Origin of the sequence: Mycobacterium sp. 1165196.3 (genome assembly GCF_001673415.1) — a bacterium.
GTDB lineage: Bacteria > Actinomycetota > Actinomycetes > Mycobacteriales > Mycobacteriaceae > Mycobacterium > Mycobacterium europaeum_A.
On record NZ_LZLU01000096.1, the window covers coordinates 82225 to 99447 of the forward strand.

Below are 17223 nucleotides of genomic sequence, written 5' to 3' on the forward strand. Positions count from 1 at the left end.
CCCGGGCGCCCGGTGGGCGCCGCACGTCCGGTCTCGTTGTGCGTCAGGCCAGCTTCTTCAGCCGCCGCCGCAACCGCGCGCTGCGGCGAATCTGAATGGCCAGGTTTGTCGAGGTCAACATGGGGATCACCCCGAGGAATGTGCGCTCCGAGGGCGTCGCTCCCTGCAGGTGGTAGAGACTGCCGAAGACGAAGAAGCAGCCGAGCATGAACAACGCGCCCGGGATGCACAGGGTCATCAACGAACCGCGATCGGCAACGACCTGCTTGGCGTAGTCCACCTCGTCGCGCGACATCGGTTCGCCCTTGCGGACCTTGTGCAAAACCGCTTTGGCGCTGCCGATTTCTTCACTGACCGGAGCAGTCGTTCGGCGCTCCAAGCGATTTACGTGCACGGCGGCGACGGCGGCCAGCGCCACGGCCAGGACGAGGGTGACCAGGGTCAGCAGACCGTAGAGATACGTGCTCATTTTCCAGTCCTTGCTCCGCTGTTGGACTTCCGAAGACTATTGCCGGTCCCTGATCACGTCCCGGACGACGAGCCCGAGCAGGACGATCAGGCCGAGCGGCACCAGGAGCCTGAAGACGATCGAGGCGTGGCTGTACAGCAAGCAGTAGGCGACCGTCCCGATCACCACCATGGTGAGCAGGATGGCGCGATTGATCTTGTCCGTACTCATTGCAGGAACCTAACTTCTCGACGGCGAGACCTCAAAACCCGAAGTCGCCACCGCCGCCGGAATCGGAACCGCCGCCGCCGAAATCCGATCCGCCCCCGAAATCGGAGCCGCCGGAATCCCAGCCGCCGCCGGAGTCCCAGCCACCGTCGAAGCCCACGTCACCGCCGCCGGAGTAGGTGGCGTCGTTGCCCGCGAATCCGACGTCGGCGCCACCGGAGTCCTGGTAGCCGCCGGTGAACCCCACATCGGCCGGCGGGCTGTCGTAACCGGCTCCCTGTCCGCCGTCATAGCCGTAGCTGTTGGCATCGGCGAACGCGGAGTCGCGGCCGGCCTCGAAGCCGCGCTCGTAGCTGCCGCCCCAATGGTCGTCCAGCAACGCGTCCATCAGCAGCACGTCGGTCAGCGCCCACGTCCAGCCGGGACCCCAGAACGCGTACGGGTAATAGCCGGGGTAGAAGAACATTCCGTTGTGGTAGCCGCCGCCGTAGTAGTGCGGGTAACCCGGCTGCGCGGTGGTGCTGTAGTTGTTGTTGTTGATCGTCACCGTTTCGCCGGTGTCCGGATTCTTGGCCCGCACGGTGGCCTGCTTGCGGTCGTCGGCCGGGACAGAAGTCACGGCCGCGACGTCGGGTTGGCGCGGGTCGAGCTTCCGGTTGGCCTTGGCGACCGTGGACTCGACCACCCGCAGATGCGCCCGCGCGGAGCCGTAATCGCCCTTCTCGTAGGCCTTTCGGGCGTCGTACAGGCTGGCGTTGGCTTTCAGCGACTCGGCGCTGACATCGGCGCCGCCGGTGGTGAGCACCGCGTTGTCCAGGTCGCTGACGTTCGACGTGGCCGCGATCAATTCCTGCTTGATTTCCTCACGTGCCTCGGAGTCCTTGCGGTGCTTACGATTTCGGCCGATCGCGAACCAGAACAGGCCGGCCATGGCCAGCGCGATGCCGAAGATGACCAGCGTGACCTTCAGCCACGCCCACTCGTCGTGCTTTTGGTGCGCGACTTCAGAGGTGGTCGCCGGTCCGGTGGGGCTTGCATTGGCGCTCGCCAGCCTGGCGACGAACGCGCTCGTGGCGCCGTACGGGTCGTTGCGATGATCCCTCGCCGACTGATTCATGAATTGGTCGACGTTGTCGGCGATCGCCTTGGGCACGTTGTAGGCGCGCACGTGGTAGCCGCGAGCGTCGATGACGAGGATGACGCCGCTGAATCCGGCGTTGCGGCCCAGCATGGCGGTGTGTACGGCGTCGGCGGTGGTGACCCCGCTCTGGGCGGGCGACACCGCCGCCACCCAGACCGGTGGGCCCGCGCTCCACCGCCACGAGCTGGTGAGAATCTGCTGGTTCAGCTTGTCGGGATTCTGCAGCGGCGGTCTGGCGCCCGGATCGACCACCACATGCGTCTGGGCGTCGAACCTGCTCACCAGCTGGTCGGTGTAGGTGTCGGCCGAAGCGGTCGGCACCAGCAGCATGGCCAGTGCCACGGTCAACGGGACCAGGACAAGGCTGCGCAAGCGTGTGGTCACATCTCTCCTGCCACGAGTCGTTCTGTCGATCGCGGGGCCGCGACAACGTCCCAGTGCACCCTGCGCGTGAGCGCCCACCCTAGCCCGTTTCGGGCGGCGCTGCCGCGGGGCCGGGCGGCGCCGGTCGCGGCGGTAGTCGATGGCCCGCCGGGCGCGGCCCGACTACCCGGCCGGCGCTAGATCTTGACCGTCAGCGGCCAGACGTTCCAGATCTCGTCGCAGTACTCGGTGATGGCGCGATCCGACGAGAACTTGCCGCTGCGCGCGGTGTTGAGGATCGACATCTTGGTCCACGACTCGCGATCCTGCCACGCGGCGCCGACCCGCTCCTGACAGTCCACATACGACGCGTAGTCGGCGCACACCAGGAAGGGGTCGTAGTAACGCAGGTTGTCCACGACGGGCTTGAACACCTCGGTGTCCCCGCGCGAAAACGTCCCCGCGGCAATCAGATCCAGCACAGCGCGCAGCTCGTCGTTGCCGTCGATGTAATCGCCCGGGCGATACCCGTCGGCCTTGACCGCCCCGACTTGCTGCTCGGTGAGCCCGAACAGGAAAAAGTTCTCCGGCCCGACCTCGTCGCGCATCTCGACGTTCGCCCCGTCCAGGGTGCCGATGGTCAGGGCCCCGTTGATCATGAACTTCATGTTCCCGGTGCCCGAGGCCTCCTTGCCCGCGGTGGAGATCTGTTCGGACAGATCGGCCGCCGGGTAGATCAGATGGGCGTTTTGCACGTTGAAGTTCGGCACGAAGGCCACCTGGAGGAACCGGTTCACGTCCGGGTCGGCGTTCACGGTTTCGGCGACCGCGTTGATCAGCTTGATGATCCGCTTGGCCAGGAAGTATCCAGGCGCGGCCTTGCCACCGAAGATGAAGGCCCGCGGCGGGATCGACAGGCCGGGGTCACACTTCAGGCGGTGATACAGCGCGACGACGTGCAGGACGTTCAGGTGCTGGCGCTTGTACTCGTGGATGCGCTTGACCTGGACGTCGAACATCCAGTCCGGGTTCAGTTCGACGCCGGCCACCGAGTGGACGTATCTGGCCAGGCGGGACTTGTTGTTGCGCTTGATGTCGCGCCACTCGCGCCGGAAGGCCGTGTCCTCGACGAACGGCTCGAGCCCGCGCAGCCGGCCCAGATCGGTCAACCAGCCGTCGCCGACCGTGCGGTCCAGCAGTTCGCGCAGCCCGGGGTTGGCCAGCGCGAGGAAGCGGCGCGGTGTCACGCCGTTCGTCTTGTTGCTGAACCGTTCCGGCCACATCTCGTAAAAGTCCTTCAGCACACTGCTTTTCAGCAGCTCCGAATGGAGGGCTGCGACGCCGTTGACGGCGTGGCTGCCGACGGTGGCCAGGTGCGCCATCCGGACATTCTTGCCGCCGTTCTCCCCGATCAACGACATCCGGGCGACCCGGTCCTCGTCGCCGGGGAAGCGGGCGCGCACCTCGTCGAGGAACCGGCGGTTGATCTCGTAGATGATCTCGAGGTGGCGCGGCAGCGACTCGGCGAACATCTCCAGCGGCCAGGTTTCCAGCGCCTCGGGCAGCAGGGTGTGGTTGGTGTATCCGAACGTCGCGACGGTGATGTCCCACGCCGCGTCCCAGTCCAGCTCGCGCTCGTCGACGAGCAGCCGCATCAGCTCGGCGACCCCGATGGACGGGTGAGTGTCGTTGAGCTGCAGGGCAAACCGCTGCGGAAGCTCCTTGACGGACACGTCGGCGAGATCGTCCATGATGTGCAGCACGTGTTGCAGCGAGCAGGACACGAAGAAGTACTGCTGCAGCAGGCGCAGCCGCTTGCCGGCCTCGGGTTCGTCGTTGGGGTAGAGCACCTTGGTAACGGTCTCGGAGGTGACCTCGTCCTCCACCGCCTTGTAGTAGTCGCCGGTGTTGAAGGCCTCCAGGGCAAACGATTTGACGGCGCGCGCGCTCCACAGCGTCAGCACGTTGCAGGTGTTGACGCCGTAGCCCTGGATCGGCGTGTCATACGCGGTGCCTTTGAGCAACCGGCCCGGCACCCAGCGGACCCGGTCGTGGCCGGCCCCCTTAGCTGGGTCGGTGTAGTGCTCGGCGTAGCCGCCCCACTTCACCAGGAAGCTGACGTCGGGTTTGGCGATCTCCCAGGGGTTTCCGTTGTCCAGCCAGTTGTCGGTCTGCTCGACCTGCCAGCCGTCGTGGATTTCCTGGTCGAAGATGCCGAATTCGTAGCGGATGCCGTAGCCGATCGCCGGGCGCTCCAGGGTGGCCAGCGAGTCCAGGTAGCACGCGGCCAGCCTGCCGAGGCCGCCGTTGCCGAGCCCGGGTTCCTCCTCGCAGGCCAGCACCGTGTCGAGGTTTTGGCCCATCGCCGCCAGCGCCTCGCGAGCCGCCCGCTCCATCTGGAGATTCAGCAGGTTGTTGCCCAATTGCGGGCCCATCAAGAACTCGGCCGACAGGTAGCAGGTCACCTTGCGACCGAGGTCCAGCGAGGTCTGCGTCGAGGCCACCCGGCGGTCCTGCATGCGATCACGGACCGCCAGGGCGAGCGCGCGGTAGTAGTGCTCGGGGCGCAGGGCCGCCGCCGGACGCCCGATCGAATAGCGCAGGTGGTCGTTGATCGCGCGCTGGAGTGCGGCCGCGCTCATCCCGGTGCGCGAGTGCTCGATCAGGTCGGCCCGGGTGGGGTTGCCGGGGGACAGGCCATCGGAGGGCGTCTGATCGACATCGGTCATGGTGAGTCCTACTCGCTAGGGGGTGGCGGGCAGCACCGCCCCGGGCCGCTGCAATGCCCGGTGGCGACAGACCGTCAGTCTTGCAGCGATATTTGCACACCAGGCCCGCAATAGAGGTCGGAAACGTGAACGGGAGTCCACCTGCCGGCGACGAAATGGCCCCGCGGTCAGTGCGCGCCGGCCAGATTCAGCGTGACCACCCCGGCGATGATCAGCCCGACACCGGCGACCTTCGTCAGCGATATCGGCGAACCCAAGAACAGCACCGCGATCAGCACGATCAGGGCCGTACCGATGGCCGACCACAGCGCGTAGGCGACGTCGGTCTGCATGCCGCGCGAGATCGACACCGCCAGCAGCGCGAAGGAGACGGCATAACCGGTAAGGCACACGACGGTCGGCCACAGCCGGCTGAAACCGTCGGTGCTCTTGAGCAGGCTGGTCGCTATCACCTCTGCGAATATGGCGCCGAGGAGAAAGAGATAGGTCAAAACGCCTCCTTGCATACCCCTGTACAGGTACGTGTTTACCTCCAAGGATTACGCCGTATGACCCGCACCCCGCGCTCATTGACGTTCGATGTCGGCGAGGTGGCCGGGCAGCCGGCGTCGCTGGCGGCGACGTACTACCCCGCGCGCGACGTCGCCGACGCGGCCGCGCTGCTGGTATGTCTGCCGGGCGGCACCTACAGCCGCGACTACTGGGACCTCACCATTCCCGGCCACCACGGGTACAGCTTCGCCGGCTTCGCCACCGAGAACGGCTACGCCGTCGTGACCATCGACCCGCTGGGGACCGGCGAAAGCTCGCAGCCCACAGGCGATTTCGGCTTCAGCGATATCGCCGGCGCGCTGGCGCGAGCCGTCAGCGCGTTGCCGGACACCATCGGCATCGAGGCGCCGGCGATCGCGGTCGGGCATTCGCTGGGCGGGTACCTGGCCATCACCCAGCAAGCGCTGTTTCCCGGCTATGCCGGGCTGGCGGTGCTGGGTTGCACCAACCAGCACGTCGCGCCGTTGAACCTGGACGCGGCGTTCATCGCGCGTTGCGCCACGCCGCAAGGCCGCGCCGAGGCGGCCGCCGAAATACTGTCCGCGCTCGACAGGCCGTATTTCGAGGGGCCACGCGAGCACCTGCAGAGTTGGTTCCATCTCCCCGACGTTCCCGCCGACGTCGTCGCGGCCGACGCCAGCGCCGCCAAGTCGGTGGTACCGCGCGTGTTCGGCACGGCGATGGTCCCCGGCATCGTCGCCGAGCATGCGGCGCGCATCGACGTCCCGGTGCTGGTCGGTTACGGCGTCGTCGACGTCTCGCCGGACCCGCGCGCCGAGGCCGGGCTGTACCGGAGCAGCCCGGACATCACCACCCTGGTGGTGGCCGGCAGCGCGCACTGCCACAACATGGCGTCGAGCCGGCATCGGCTGTGGCGGCGCCTGCTCGCCTGGGCGGCGACCGTAGCCTGTCCCTCGTGAGGAATGGTCTCGACGCTCGCCTGGCCCGGCACGCTCCGGGGGTGCTGAGCCTGTTTCGCCTCGTCTACGGTTTGCTTTTCGCCGCGTACGGTTCGCGCAGCCTGTTCAATTGGCCCGTCCGCTCGCCGGTTGTCGTCGAGTTCGGATCCTGGCCCGGCTGGTATGCCGCACTGGTCGAGATCGTCGCGGGCCTGCTGGTGGCCGCCGGGTTGTTCACCCGCGCCGCCGCGTTCGTCGCGTCGGGGGAGATGGCGGTCGCCTACTTCTCGGTCCACCAACCCCAGGCGCTGTGGCCGGTCGCCGATCCGCCGGCCGGCAACGGGGGCGCGTTGGCCGTTCTGTTCTGCTTCGCGTTTTTCCTGCTGGTCTTCACCGGCGGCGGCAGCTACGCCCTGGACGCGCGACGCCGAATGCTTCCCCTCCGCCGGCGATAATGGCATTCTCTGATACGGAGAAGCCATTTCCGCAGGGCCGGCAGGCCGAGGAGGACGACGATGAGCGCGCAGCGGTGCGACGGGATGGTGGCCCTGGTCACCGGCAGCAGCCGGGGCCTGGGCAGGGCGATCGCCACACGGCTGGCCGAGCACGGGGCCACGGTGGCCCTGACCGCCCGCACGATGGACCCCGACCCCAAGTATCAGGGGTCGCTGAGCCAGACCCGCGACGAGATCGTCGCCGCGGGCGGGAAAGCCATTGCGGTCCAGGCGGATCTGTCCCAGACCGAAGACCGTGAACGGCTTTTCGCCGAGGTGGCCGGCGCGGTCGGCGCACCCGACATCCTGGTCAACAACGCCGCGGTGACCTTCCTGCGGCCCCTCGACGGGTTTCCCGAGCGGCGAGCGCGGCTGATGATGGAGATGCATGTGCTCGGGCCCCTGCATCTGTGTCAGCTGGCGATACCCGCGATGCGCGAGCGCGGACGCGGCTGGATCCTGAACCTGACCTCGGTCGGCGGTGACCTGCCACCCGGGCCGCCGTTCTCCGAGTTCGACCGCACGGCGGGCTTCGGCATCTACGGCACGGCCAAGGCCGCCCTCAACCGATTGACGAAAAGCCTTGCGGCCGAGCTGTACGACGACGGAATCGCGGTCAACGCCGCCGCCCCGTCCAATCCCGTGGCCACGCCGGGCGCCGGCACGCTCGACCTGGCCAAGACCGACACCGAGGACATCGCGTTGATCACCGAGACGGCCTTGCGGCTCTGCACCGGCGATCCGAAGACCCTAACCGGGCGCATCGCGCACACCCAGCCCTTCCTCGCCGAGGTCGGCTGGACGAGGACCGGCCCGCTGACGGGATGAGCCGAGCCGAGCTCGATCCGACCGAGCTGCGCCGCCGACTCGACGGCGCGGGCGTCACCGACGTCGCCCCGCTGGCCGGCGGCGCCTCCAGCCTCACCTTCGCGGGCAGCAGGGATGGCCGGCGGGTGGTGATCAAGGTGGCTCCGCCGGGCGTCGCACCCGTCGCGCATCGCGACGTGCTCCGCCAGGCCCGCATCATCAAGGCGCTCAAGACAACTCACGTTCCGGTCCCGGAGGTGCTGTGGGAAGATGCGGGGGACCCGCCCGGCACACCGCCGCTGTATGTGATGAGCCATGTCGAAGGCGATTGCGTGGAACCGTTGTTCGACGACTGCCCGCATGTCGGCGGGCTGAGCGATCGATACCGGAACGCGTGCCGCGCGATGGCCGCGCTGCACAGGCTCGCGCCGGCGGACCTCGGGCTGGGCGATGAACCCGTGGTCGACCCGGTCGCCGAAATCCACCGGTGGTCCGACACGCTGCGGACCGTCGACCCGGCGCTGGCCCCCGACTGGCCGAAAGTGTATGAGGCGCTGCTCGATTGCGCGCCGCGTGCGATGGCGCCGCGTGTGGTGCACGGCGACTTCCGGCTGGGCAACCTGCTCGCCGCCGGATCGCGGGTCAACGCGATCATCGACTGGGAGATCTGGTCGATCGGCGATCCGCGCATCGATGCGGGCTGGTTTCTGATCAACTGCGACCCGGACACCTACCGGCGGGTCGACGCACCCGACGGTATGGTACCGCCGATCGACGAACTCACCGAGCTCTATGCATCCGAGTTAGGTTGCGAGATAACCGATTTGGCGTGGTTCACGGCGCTGGCGTGTTTCAAATCGACGGCGACCTGGTCGTTGATCGTCAAACACAATCGCCGCCGGGCGGCGCCGCGAGCCGAATTGGAAGCGATGGCAACGATTTTGCCGAGGCTGCTCGACCGCGCCCTGACGTCGCTAACTTAGTGTCCGCCGACGAGCCTTACTGGCAGCGGACCAGAAGATTTTCGCAGATCATTCCGATGTCGCCCGTATCGTTCACGGGCTGGCCTTCATTGGACGGATTGATCCAGGTGGTGGGGAACGGACTGTAGACGTCGTCCATGCCCGGCGGCTGGGGGCGGGGATCGACGTTCGGGTCCGCGTGGGCCATGCCGGCGCCGCTCGCCAGGGCGATGGCCGTCGTCGCGCAGACCAGCATTGCGCGAGTCCGGGTGGAAACCGTCATCGCCGCCTCCTCGGTTTCTGGCCGAATTGCTGGCTGCTGAAACGCCGATTCTACCGTTGACCGCATATCGCGTAACAGTTACAAACCCACAACGACTTCGGTGGGCCGCCCAGCAAATCTCGTGACTCGAAACGCCGGGTGCGTACGGTGTCGCCCGTGAGGCCGATTGCCGTGGTCGTTCGTCGCGCCCTGGTGGCCGCCGCCTGCCTGGCCGTTTCGCTGCCTACGGCGCCGTCGACATGCGCGGATCCCGACGCCGCCCCGGTTGCTGCGGAAGCGGCGCCGGAGGCCGAGGGAGCGATTCCCTCGAATCCCCCCGCAGTCCTGCACACCCCCGACGGCTGGACCCTCGGTCTGGGCGCCCGCGACGAGCAGCAGGTTCCGGTGGCACCGTTGACCACCGCGGTGTCGTCCCGCGAATACGTCGCCAGCGGGATATTCGTCGGCTCCCTCATCGGGCCGGGACCGCCCCAGGGCGTCCTCGAGGTGGGCTATGAGATCGGCTGTGGCATCGACATGAGCACGTCGGACGGCGTCACGATCGGTGGCAGCGCCGGTATCACCCCGGGTGTGACCGGACCGGTGACCGGAGTGCCGGGAGACGTGCTTCCGTTGGTCGTCGCCCCGATCGCGGGCATCCTCAACGTGGGGCTCAAGCCGGGCCTGGTCGTCGTGGTGCCGGTGGTCAAGAAACAGTTCAGGGCACCGGATCCCTGGGTGATGGTCAGCAACTTCCACGTCAAGATCGACGGTTGCGTGGGTGAGTCGTTCATCCGCTCCTACGCGGTGCTCAATCGAGTGACCGACCAATCCGATGTGGTGCTGTCCTACGTCGGCGTCACCAAGAAAGTCTGAGCGGGCTCGCCGCTCAGCCCCGGGGGATGCCCGCCAGCTTGTCGGCGAACTTGGCCTCGGCGGCCGCCCGCAACCGCAGCAGATGTTCGGAGGGAAACAGATCCGGCGCGGGTTCACGGTCCTTCAGCAACAGGCGCGCAAGCGTGACCTTGTGCACTTCGGTCGGGCCGTCGGCCAGCCCGAGCACGAACGACTCGACCAGATACTGCACGAACGGCATCTCGTGGGTGGTGCCCAACGAGCCGTGCAACTGAAGCGCCCGCGATGACACGTCGTGCAGCACCTTCTGCATCATCGCCTTGACCGCCGAGATGTCGGCCCGGACGGCCTTGTAGTCGTTGAATTGGTCGATCTTCCAAGCTGTTTGGAGCGTCAGCAGCCGAAACGCCTCGATCTCCATCCACGAGTCAGCGACCATCTCCTGCACCAGCTGCTTGTTGGCCAGCACCTCGCCCTGGGTGTAGCGCGACGCGGCCCGTTCGCAGATCATGTCGAAGATCCGCCGGACCAGTCCCACGGTGCGCATCGCGTGGTGAATCCGCCCGCCGCCCAGGCGGGTCTGCGCGACGACGAACGCCCCGCCGCGCGGCCCCAGCATGTTTTCGGCGGGCACCCGGACGTTGTCGTAGCGCACATAACCCTCACGCCCACCGCCGATCGGCTGGTATCCCAGCCCGACGTCGCGCAGCACGTTGATGCCGGGGGTGTCGCCGGGGACGACGAACATCGAGTAGCGCTCGTAGGGCGGCGCGTCGGGATCGGTCATCGCCATCACGATCAGGAACGACGCCATCGAGGCGAACGACGAAAACCACTTCTCCCCGTTGATGACCCAGTGATCACCGTCTTGTACGGCGGTGGTGCGGAACACCTTCGGGTCGGCGCCGCCCTGTGGCTCGGTCATCGAGAAACAGGAGATGATGCGGTTGTCCAGCAGCGGCTCCAGATAGCGCTCTTTGAGCTCGGGTGTGCCGTAGTGCGCCAGGATTTCGCTGTTGCCCGAATCGGGGGCCTGTGACCCGAAGACGATCGGCGCGCATTCCGAGCGCCCCAGAATCTCGTTGAGCAGCGCCAATTTCACCTGCCCATAGCCCGGACCGCCCAGGTGCGGGCCGAGGTGGGTCGCCCACAGCCCGCGCTTTTTCACGATGTCCTGCAGCGGCGGGATCAGCGCCTGACGCACCGGGTCATTGAGGTCGTGGGATTCGGTGACAATCAAGTCGATCGGCTCGCACTCCTCGCGCACGAAGCCTTCGACCCACTGCAGTTGTTCGGCCCACTCCGGGTCGGTGGAGAAGTCCCACGACATGTGTCGTCCTCTCTGGATCGGTCACTTTGCACTGCTCTGGGCCACCACGCCGGCATCCTCCAGCGCGGTGATGTCGTTGGCGGCCAGGCCCAGCTCGCGCAGCACCGCGCGGGTGTGATCGCCGGGAAGCGACGGAGGCGCGGGCGTGGCCGGACGGGTCCGGGAGAAGCGCGGGGCCGGTGCCGGCTGGGTGAGGCCGTCAAGCTCGACGAACGTGCGCCGCGCGACGTTGTGTGGATGCCGCGGCGCCTCGGTCAGCGAAAGCACCGGTGTCGCACAGCATCCCGGCGTGCCCAGCAGGCGCTCCCACTCGGCGCGGGACTTCTCGGCAAAGCGCGCGGCCAGTGCGGCCCGGTGGCCGGCCCACGCCGTCGGATCGTCGTCATCGTGCGGCACGTCCACGCCGAGCCGATCGCACAGTTCGGCGTAGAACTTCGGCTCCATGGCGCCGACGGCCATGTGGCCCCCGTCGGCCGTGGCGTAGGTGCCGTAGAAGTGCGCGGCGCCGTCGAGCAGATTGTCCTGACGCCGGTCGCGCCACGTGCCCGCCGACAGCATGCCGAAATACGGTGCCAGCAGCGCGGCGACGCCGTCGACCATCGCCACGTCGAGCACCTGCCCCTGACCCGACTGGCGGGCCTCCAGGATCGCGCTGAGCAGCCCGACCGCCAATAGCATTGCGCCGCCGCCGTAATCGCCGACGAGATTCAAGGGCGGCACCGGTGATTCGGCGGTGCCGATGGCGTGCAGGGCGCCCGTGAGCGCAAGGTAATTGATGTCATGCCCGGCGTGACCGGCCAAGGGCCCGTCCTGTCCGTAGCCGGTCATGCGGGCATAGACCAGCCGGGGGTTGCGCGTCCGCAACGCATCCGGGCCGATGCCCAGGCGTTCGACCACCCCAGGCCGGTACACGTCCACGAAGGCATCGGCGTCGGCGGTCAGGCGGTGGACGAGGTCGCGCCCGCGTGGGTCCTTCACATCGGCGGCCAGTGACCGCTGGCTGCGGCGGACCGTGTGGTCGACGGGCGGCGGACCGTCGACACCGGCCAGCGCGTCGATGCGGATGACTTCGGCGCCCAAGTCGCCCAACAGCATTCCGCACAGCGGTGCGGGCCCCAAGCCGCCCATCATGACGATGCGCACACCGCGCAGCGGACCGGTCATGACGACCACTTCTTGCGGCGCTGCGCCGCCTCGTCGGTGGCGTGGGAAATCACCTGGTTGCGGTTTTCCAGTTCCATCGCCGACGCCAGGCTCGCGGCGTCGGTGTTGATTTGAAGGGCGCGCTTGGTCAGTTGCGCGCTCAGCGGGGCGTGGCCGGCGATCAGCGACGCCAGCTCGACCGCGCGGTCGGCCAGTCGGTCCGGCTCGACTACCTCACTGACCAGCCCGCGACGGTCGGCCTCGGTGGCCGAAACGGTGCGACCGGACAGCATCCAGTCGGCGGCCACGCTGGTGCCGACGATGCGCGGCAGGTGGTAGCTCATGCCCATCTCGGCACCCGAGAGCCCGAGCAGGATGGCGGCATTGGCGAAAGATGCTGCCGCCGAACAGATTCGGATGTCGGCGGCCAGGCACAGCGCGAGTCCGGCGCCAACGCAGGGGCCATTGACCGCCGCGATGACGGGCTGCGGCAACGCGCGCACCGCTTCGGCGAGGGCGGCCATCCTTTCCTGGAAGCGCATCCGGTCCAACGCGGGTGCGCTCGCTTCGAGCATCGAGGGGCCGAAGTCGCGCACGTCGATGCCCGCACAGAACCCGCGTCCGGCGCCGGTCAGCACCACGGCGTGTACGGCCGGCTCGGCGGCCAGATCGCCGAGACCGTCGCGCAATTCGGTCTGCATCGCCTCGTTGATGGCGTTGAGCCGCTGCGGGCGATTCAGCCGCAGGACGGCGACCCCGTCACAGGGCCGTTCGAGGGAAACGGTGTCCGCCACGTTCACACCCGCTCGATGATCGTCGCCGTGCCCATCCCGCCGCCGGTGCACATGGTGACCAGACCCGTTGTCAGGTCACGACGTTCGAGCTCGTCCAGGACGGTGCCGATCAGCATGGCGCCGGTGGCGCCGATGGGGTGCCCGAGCGCGATCGCCCCGCCGTTGACGTTGACCAGCTCGGGGTCGATGTCGAGGTCGCGCATCGTCTTGAGCGGGACGGCGGCGAAGGCCTCGTTGATCTCCCACAGATCGATGTCGGCCACGGTCATGCCCGCCCGCTGAAGACATCGCTGGGCCGCGGGGCCGGGGGCGGTGAGCATGATGATCGGTTCGCTGCCGATGGCCGCGGTGGCCCTGATCTGCGCGCGCGGCGTGACCCGATGGGTGTGCATCCAGTTCGACGAGGCCAGCGCAACCGCCGCGGCGCCATCGACGACACCGGACGAGTTGCCCGCATGGTGCACGTGATCGATGCGGTCGATGTCCGGGTAGCGCTGCAGGCAGATCTCGTCGAACGTGCGTTGCTCGCCGTCGGCGCACGCGGCGCCCAGCGCGGCGAAGGCCGGTTTCAGGCGTGCCAGCGACTCGGTGGTGGTACCGGGGCGGGGATGCTCGTCGCGTTCGACGTGACCGTGCGGAGTCGGCACGTCGACCAGCGACCGCTCGAAGCGGCCCTGCTCGATGGCCGCGCCGGCGCGGCGCTGGCTCTGCGCGGCGTAGGCGTCGACGGTCTCGCGGTCGAATCCCTCCAGGGTGGCGATCAGGTCGGCCGAAATACCCTGCGGGACGGTCGGATACAGCGCACGAAGATCCGCGTTGTTGCCGTCGATGGTCGGGACTCCCGCGGTGACGTCCCAGCGTGACATGGATTCGACGCCGCCGGCGATCATCAGATTCTCGCTGCCGGCGGCGATCGCCGAGGCCGCCACGGTCACCGCCTGCTGACCCGACCCGCAGAATCGGCTCAGCGTCATCCCGGGCACGCTCTGCGGCCAGCCGGCCAGCAGCACCGACAGGCGGGCGATGTCGTCGCCGTGGTCTCCGGACAGGATGCCGTTGCCCGCGATCACGTCGTCGACGTCGGCCGGGTCGAAGCCGACCCGCTCGGCCAGTGCGGTCAGGCACCGCGCGAGCAGGGCCTGCGGGTGCACGCCGTGCAGTCCGCCGTCGGGGCGGCCGCGCCCGCGGGGCGTGCGGACCGCGTCGAGAATCCAGGCGTCGATGAGGGACTCCGATCGTTGTGGTTCGGACGAGACCGGCACAGGTCACCAGCGATCGTAATCCGTCTCTCGGCAGTGGAGAACCTCCTTCTCCAAATTGGCGAAGCTGTTCTCGTTCGGGGCCCCAGGTCGTCACGACTCCAGGTCGAGCGCCGCCCCGATCAACGCGAGGTGGCTGAGGCCCTGCGGCAGGTTGCCCATGAACGAGCGGTCGTCGGCATCGATCATTTCGGGCAACACGCCGACGTCGTTGGTCAGCTCGACGAGTTCGGCCATCAGGTCACGGGCCTCGGACGCGCGACCCACATGGTGCAGCGCCGAGACGGCCCAGAACGAGCATGCGACGAACGCCCCTTCGCGTTCCTCCTCACGCGCGCCACTGAACCGGAAAAGTAAAGGTCCGCAGCCTAACTCGCGACGTAGTGCGTCGATCGTGGCGGACATCCGTTCGCCACGGTCAAACCCGCTGCCGGCGTGCAGCAGAATCGACGCGTCCAGCTGACCGCTGCCCGGAAACCATTCGTAGCTGCCCAGGTCGTCGCTCCAGCAGTGGCGCTGCACCCAATCGCTGATCCGCTCGGCCTCGCCGGCCCAGCGGCCGGGGTCGCCGGGAATCTGGCCCTGGTCGGCCAGGTAGACCGCGCACCGCAGCGCCTGCCAACAGCCGAGCTTGGACGTCGTGTAGTGCTCTTGCCGCGGCAATTCCCACATGCCGGCGTCGCGGTGGCGCCAGGCGTCGCACGCCCGATCTGCGAAATCCGCCAGCAGATGGCCGGTTTCGGTATCCAGGACGTGGCCGCTGTCGACGTAGAGCCGCACTGTGTCAAAGAGGTCGGCGAAGATGCTCAGCTGCAGCTGCCCGTCGGCGCGGTTACCGGTCACCACCGGGCCGATTCCGCGCCAGCCGGCCGCCTCGAACCGGCTCACCGGGGGAGGCGGTGAACCGTCGAGGCAGTAGAAGACACCCACATCGGGAATGTGCCGGCGGACGGTTCGCAGCAGCCAAGCCACGGCGGCGTGCGTCTCCTCGCGAATCCCGAAGCGGCGCAAGGCGGACAGCGTGTATGCGGTATCGCGGATCCATGCGAAGCGGTAGTCCCAATTCTTTCCGCCCGACATCCGTTCGGGCAGCGAGGTGGTCGCGGCCGCCGCGATGGCGCCGGTCGGACTGAAGATGAGCAGCTTGAGCAGCAACACACTGCGGCGCACCGCCTCGGCCCACGACTCGGGGCATTCGAACTGCCCGGACCAGTTCCGCCAGAACGCGATGGTCTTGTCCAGCCCCTCGTCGATGTCGGACGCCGACGACAGCATCAGCGGTTCGGACTCCGAGGCGACCAGGCCGATCAGCCTCCGCAGGCCGGCCGTCGCGGTGAACGTTCCGGACGCCGTCTGGTCGGTCCACTCGACGTCGAGCTGCTCCGAGACACACACGCCCACGTTGAGCGACCCGGCTCGCAGCACCGCGCCGTGCGGGGTGCGCCGCGCCCACGGCGAGGAATGGTCGAAGCAGGTCCCCGGCGCGACCCGCCAGCGCATCGGCACCGTCCCGTCGAGGCCCTCCACGCGGCGGGCGAGTTCGGTCCACGGCAGCCGGCCACCGAAGCCGATGTTCAGCGCGTCGGTGACCCGGACCCGTCCCGACTCGGTGACGAAGGTCGTTTCCAGCACGTTGGTCTTCGGCAGGTAACGCCGCCGCGTGTGAAACGGGACGGTCGGCGTCAGGTCCAGGCGTCCGCCGTTGGGTTGGTCGAGCAGCGCGGCGAATACCGGGAGCGAATCCAAATCCGGAATCGGAAACCAATCAATGGCGCCGTCTTCGGCCACCAGCGCCACCGTGCGGCCGTCACCGATCGCCGCATAGCTGCTCAGCGCCGCGAAACCGGCTGTGCGGTAAGGAGATTCGGTTGGCGCCGAGGTCTCGGTATCAAGTTCTGGCGCCGGCACGTAGGAACGGGTTCCCCCACACGCCGCAGGTAAACGGCGCGGTGGGTGCATAACCGGGCGCGCAGCGGGTAGCCGGGCGCCATGACCAAGATCGGATACTTTCTCACCTGCGAGCAATTCGGCCCGAAGGAGCTCATCGACCAGGCCAAGCGGGCCGAGGACGCGGGATTCGACGCGCTGTGGATCTCCGACCACTATCACCCCTGGAATGACGAGCAGGGTCAGAGCCCGTTCGTGTGGGGAGTGATCGGTGCGTTGTCGGAGGCGACGTCGTTACCGGTCAGCACCGCCGTCACCTGCCCGACCATTCGGATCCACCCGGCGATCATCGCGCAGGCCGCGGCCACCGCGGCCGTGCAGCTAGACGGGCGCTTCGTGCTGGGGGTCGGCAGCGGCGAGGCGCTCAACGAGCACATCCTGGGCGACCCCTGGCCGTCGGCCGGTGTGCGGCTCGAGATGCTCGAGGAGGCGATCGACGTCATTCGCAAGCTGCACAAGGGCGGCGAGGTCAGCCACCACGGCAAGCACTACGAGGTGCAGGAGGCCCAGGTCTACACCCGGCCCGAGCAGCCGGTGCCGATCTACGTCTCGGCATTCGGCCCGCAGGCCGTGGAGCTGGCCGCCCGCATCGGCGACGGCTACAGCATCGCCATGCCCGACGGGGACCTGGTCAAGCAGTTCCGCGAGGCCGGGGGCGGCAACAAGCCGGTGCAGGGCGGAACGAAGGTGTGCTGGGACGCCGACGCCGACGCCGCGCTGAAAACCGCGCACCGGTTGTGGGCCAACGAGGGGTTGCCCGGCCAGACGTCCCAAATCCTGCCCCGGCCCAAGGATTTCGCCGCGCTGCAGTCGCTGGTGCCTACGGAGACCGTCGGCGAGAGCGTGGCCTGTGGCCCGGACCCCGACAAGCACGTCGCGCAGGTGCGCGAGTACATCGACGCCGACGTCGACGAGATCTACGTGCAGCAGATCGGTCCCGACATGGACGGGTTCTTCGCGGCGTGGCAGCGTGACGTGCTGCCCCAGGTGCGCGGGTAGGGCTCAGCCGA

The 17223-nt window shown here is 68.0% G+C and carries 17 protein-coding genes; 6 read left to right on the plus strand and 11 right to left on the minus strand.

All coding sequences use genetic code 11. The features are described from left to right. Positions 1-43 precede the first annotated feature (43 nt). From A5659_RS10140 to A5659_RS10155, 5 genes are all read right to left on the minus strand, one after another. Positions 44-469 carry a hypothetical protein gene (locus A5659_RS10140; RefSeq protein WP_066881300.1) on the minus strand — a complete coding sequence of 142 codons (426 nt, stop codon included), beginning with the start codon at positions 467-469 and terminating at the stop codon, positions 44-46. 36 nt (positions 470-505) lie between these two features. Next, positions 506-679, minus strand: coding sequence for a hypothetical protein (locus A5659_RS28125; protein ID WP_197497970.1), 174 nt, complete (start codon positions 677-679; stop codon positions 506-508). A gap of 31 nt (positions 680-710) precedes the next feature. Beyond that, the gene (locus A5659_RS10145) at positions 711-2201 is read right to left on the minus strand and encodes a hypothetical protein (protein ID WP_067021472.1); all 1491 of its coding nucleotides are present in this window, start codon (positions 2199-2201) and stop codon (positions 711-713) included. A gap of 176 nt (positions 2202-2377) precedes the next feature. Then, entirely contained in the window at positions 2378-4822 is a 2445-nt protein-coding gene (locus A5659_RS10150; RefSeq protein ID WP_067180814.1) for a glycogen/starch/alpha-glucan phosphorylase, read from the minus strand. 254 nt (positions 4823-5076) lie between these two features. Beyond that, on the minus strand, positions 5077-5400 hold the full coding sequence (locus A5659_RS10155; RefSeq protein ID WP_082972124.1) for a multidrug efflux SMR transporter: 324 nt from the start codon (positions 5398-5400) through the stop codon (positions 5077-5079). 57 nt (positions 5401-5457) lie between these two features. On the opposite strand from A5659_RS10155, the gene A5659_RS10160 reads away from it, so the two are divergent. From A5659_RS10160 to A5659_RS10175, 4 genes are read left to right on the plus strand one after another with little or no spacing between them, the layout of a single operon-like run. Further along, positions 5458-6381 carry an alpha/beta fold hydrolase gene (locus A5659_RS10160; RefSeq protein WP_066864822.1) on the plus strand — a complete coding sequence of 308 codons (924 nt, stop codon included), beginning with the start codon at positions 5458-5460 and terminating at the stop codon, positions 6379-6381. Then, on the plus strand, positions 6378-6815 hold the full coding sequence (locus A5659_RS10165; protein ID WP_156748954.1) for a DoxX family protein: 438 nt from the start codon (positions 6378-6380) through the stop codon (positions 6813-6815). The genes A5659_RS10160 and A5659_RS10165 overlap by 4 nt, the downstream gene beginning before the upstream one ends. 60 nt (positions 6816-6875) lie before the next feature. Beyond that, positions 6876-7682 carry an SDR family NAD(P)-dependent oxidoreductase gene (locus tag A5659_RS10170; RefSeq protein ID WP_066864819.1) on the plus strand — a complete coding sequence of 269 codons (807 nt, stop codon included), beginning with the start codon at positions 6876-6878 and terminating at the stop codon, positions 7680-7682. Beyond that, positions 7679-8644, plus strand: a complete 966-nt coding sequence (locus tag A5659_RS10175) for a phosphotransferase family protein (RefSeq protein ID WP_067180763.1) — start codon at positions 7679-7681, stop codon at positions 8642-8644. Before A5659_RS10170 ends, A5659_RS10175 begins: the two co-directional genes overlap by 4 nt. Positions 8645-8660: 16 nt before the next feature. Here the strand turns inward: A5659_RS10175 and A5659_RS10180 are convergent, their stop codons facing one another. Next, on the minus strand, positions 8661-8906 hold the full coding sequence (locus tag A5659_RS10180; protein WP_067180766.1) for a hypothetical protein: 246 nt from the start codon (positions 8904-8906) through the stop codon (positions 8661-8663). 171 nt (positions 8907-9077) lie between these two features. On the opposite strand from A5659_RS10180, the gene A5659_RS10185 reads away from it, so the two are divergent. Beyond that, positions 9078-9761 (plus strand): MspA family porin, encoded by a 684-nt coding sequence (locus tag A5659_RS10185; RefSeq protein ID WP_066881289.1) that lies wholly within the window; start codon positions 9078-9080, stop codon positions 9759-9761. 13 nt (positions 9762-9774) lie between these two features. Here A5659_RS10185 and A5659_RS10190 read toward each other — a convergent pair whose 3' ends face one another. The 5 genes from A5659_RS10190 to A5659_RS10210 form a co-directional block, all read right to left on the minus strand. Beyond that, entirely contained in the window at positions 9775-11070 is a 1296-nt protein-coding gene (locus A5659_RS10190; RefSeq protein ID WP_066881287.1) for an acyl-CoA dehydrogenase family protein, read from the minus strand. Between the two features lie 21 nt (positions 11071-11091). Beyond that, positions 11092-12234 (minus strand): CaiB/BaiF CoA-transferase family protein, encoded by a 1143-nt coding sequence (locus tag A5659_RS10195; protein ID WP_067180823.1) that lies wholly within the window; start codon positions 12232-12234, stop codon positions 11092-11094. Further along, the gene (locus A5659_RS10200; RefSeq protein WP_067180818.1) at positions 12231-13007 is read right to left on the minus strand and encodes an enoyl-CoA hydratase/isomerase family protein; all 777 of its coding nucleotides are present in this window, start codon (positions 13005-13007) and stop codon (positions 12231-12233) included. The genes A5659_RS10195 and A5659_RS10200 overlap by 4 nt, the downstream gene beginning before the upstream one ends. A gap of 2 nt (positions 13008-13009) precedes the next feature. Beyond that, complete coding sequence (locus tag A5659_RS10205; protein WP_156749114.1) at positions 13010-14218, minus strand: acetyl-CoA C-acetyltransferase; 1209 nt, start codon at positions 14216-14218, stop codon at positions 13010-13012. Between the two features lie 141 nt (positions 14219-14359). Continuing rightward, a complete protein-coding gene (locus tag A5659_RS10210; RefSeq protein WP_231997799.1) occupies positions 14360-16174 on the minus strand; it encodes a glycoside hydrolase family 15 protein in 1815 nt (604 codons plus the stop codon). Positions 16175-16255: 81 nt separating this feature from the next. Here A5659_RS10210 and A5659_RS10215 point away from each other — a divergent pair, with 81 nt between their 5' ends. Then, entirely contained in the window at positions 16256-17212 is a 957-nt protein-coding gene (locus A5659_RS10215; RefSeq protein ID WP_066864801.1) for an LLM class F420-dependent oxidoreductase, read from the plus strand. Positions 17213-17223 lie beyond the last annotated feature (11 nt).

Excerpts from the sequence above, each read along its gene's own strand:
- A5659_RS10140 (WP_066881300.1), bottom strand. The coding sequence starts at position 469 with ATGAGCACGTATCTCTACGGTCTGCTGACCCTGGTCACCCTCGTCCTG.
- A5659_RS28125 (WP_197497970.1), bottom strand. The coding sequence starts at position 679 with ATGAGTACGGACAAGATCAATCGCGCCATCCTGCTCACCATGGTGGTG.
- A5659_RS10150 (WP_067180814.1), bottom strand. The coding sequence starts at position 4,822 with ATGAGCGCGGCCGCACTCCAGCGCGCGATCAACGACCACCTGCGCTAT.
- A5659_RS10160 (WP_066864822.1), top strand. The coding sequence starts at position 5,458 with ATGACCCGCACCCCGCGCTCATTGACGTTCGATGTCGGCGAGGTGGCC.
- A5659_RS10170 (WP_066864819.1), top strand. The coding sequence starts at position 6,876 with ATGAGCGCGCAGCGGTGCGACGGGATGGTGGCCCTGGTCACCGGCAGC.
- A5659_RS10175 (WP_067180763.1), top strand. The coding sequence starts at position 7,679 with ATGAGCCGAGCCGAGCTCGATCCGACCGAGCTGCGCCGCCGACTCGAC.
- A5659_RS10180 (WP_067180766.1), bottom strand. The coding sequence starts at position 8,906 with ATGACGGTTTCCACCCGGACTCGCGCAATGCTGGTCTGCGCGACGACG.
- A5659_RS10190 (WP_066881287.1), bottom strand. The coding sequence starts at position 11,070 with ATGTCGTGGGACTTCTCCACCGACCCGGAGTGGGCCGAACAACTGCAG.
- A5659_RS10195 (WP_067180823.1), bottom strand. The coding sequence starts at position 12,234 with ATGACCGGTCCGCTGCGCGGTGTGCGCATCGTCATGATGGGCGGCTTG.
- A5659_RS10215 (WP_066864801.1), top strand. The coding sequence starts at position 16,256 with ATGACCAAGATCGGATACTTTCTCACCTGCGAGCAATTCGGCCCGAAG.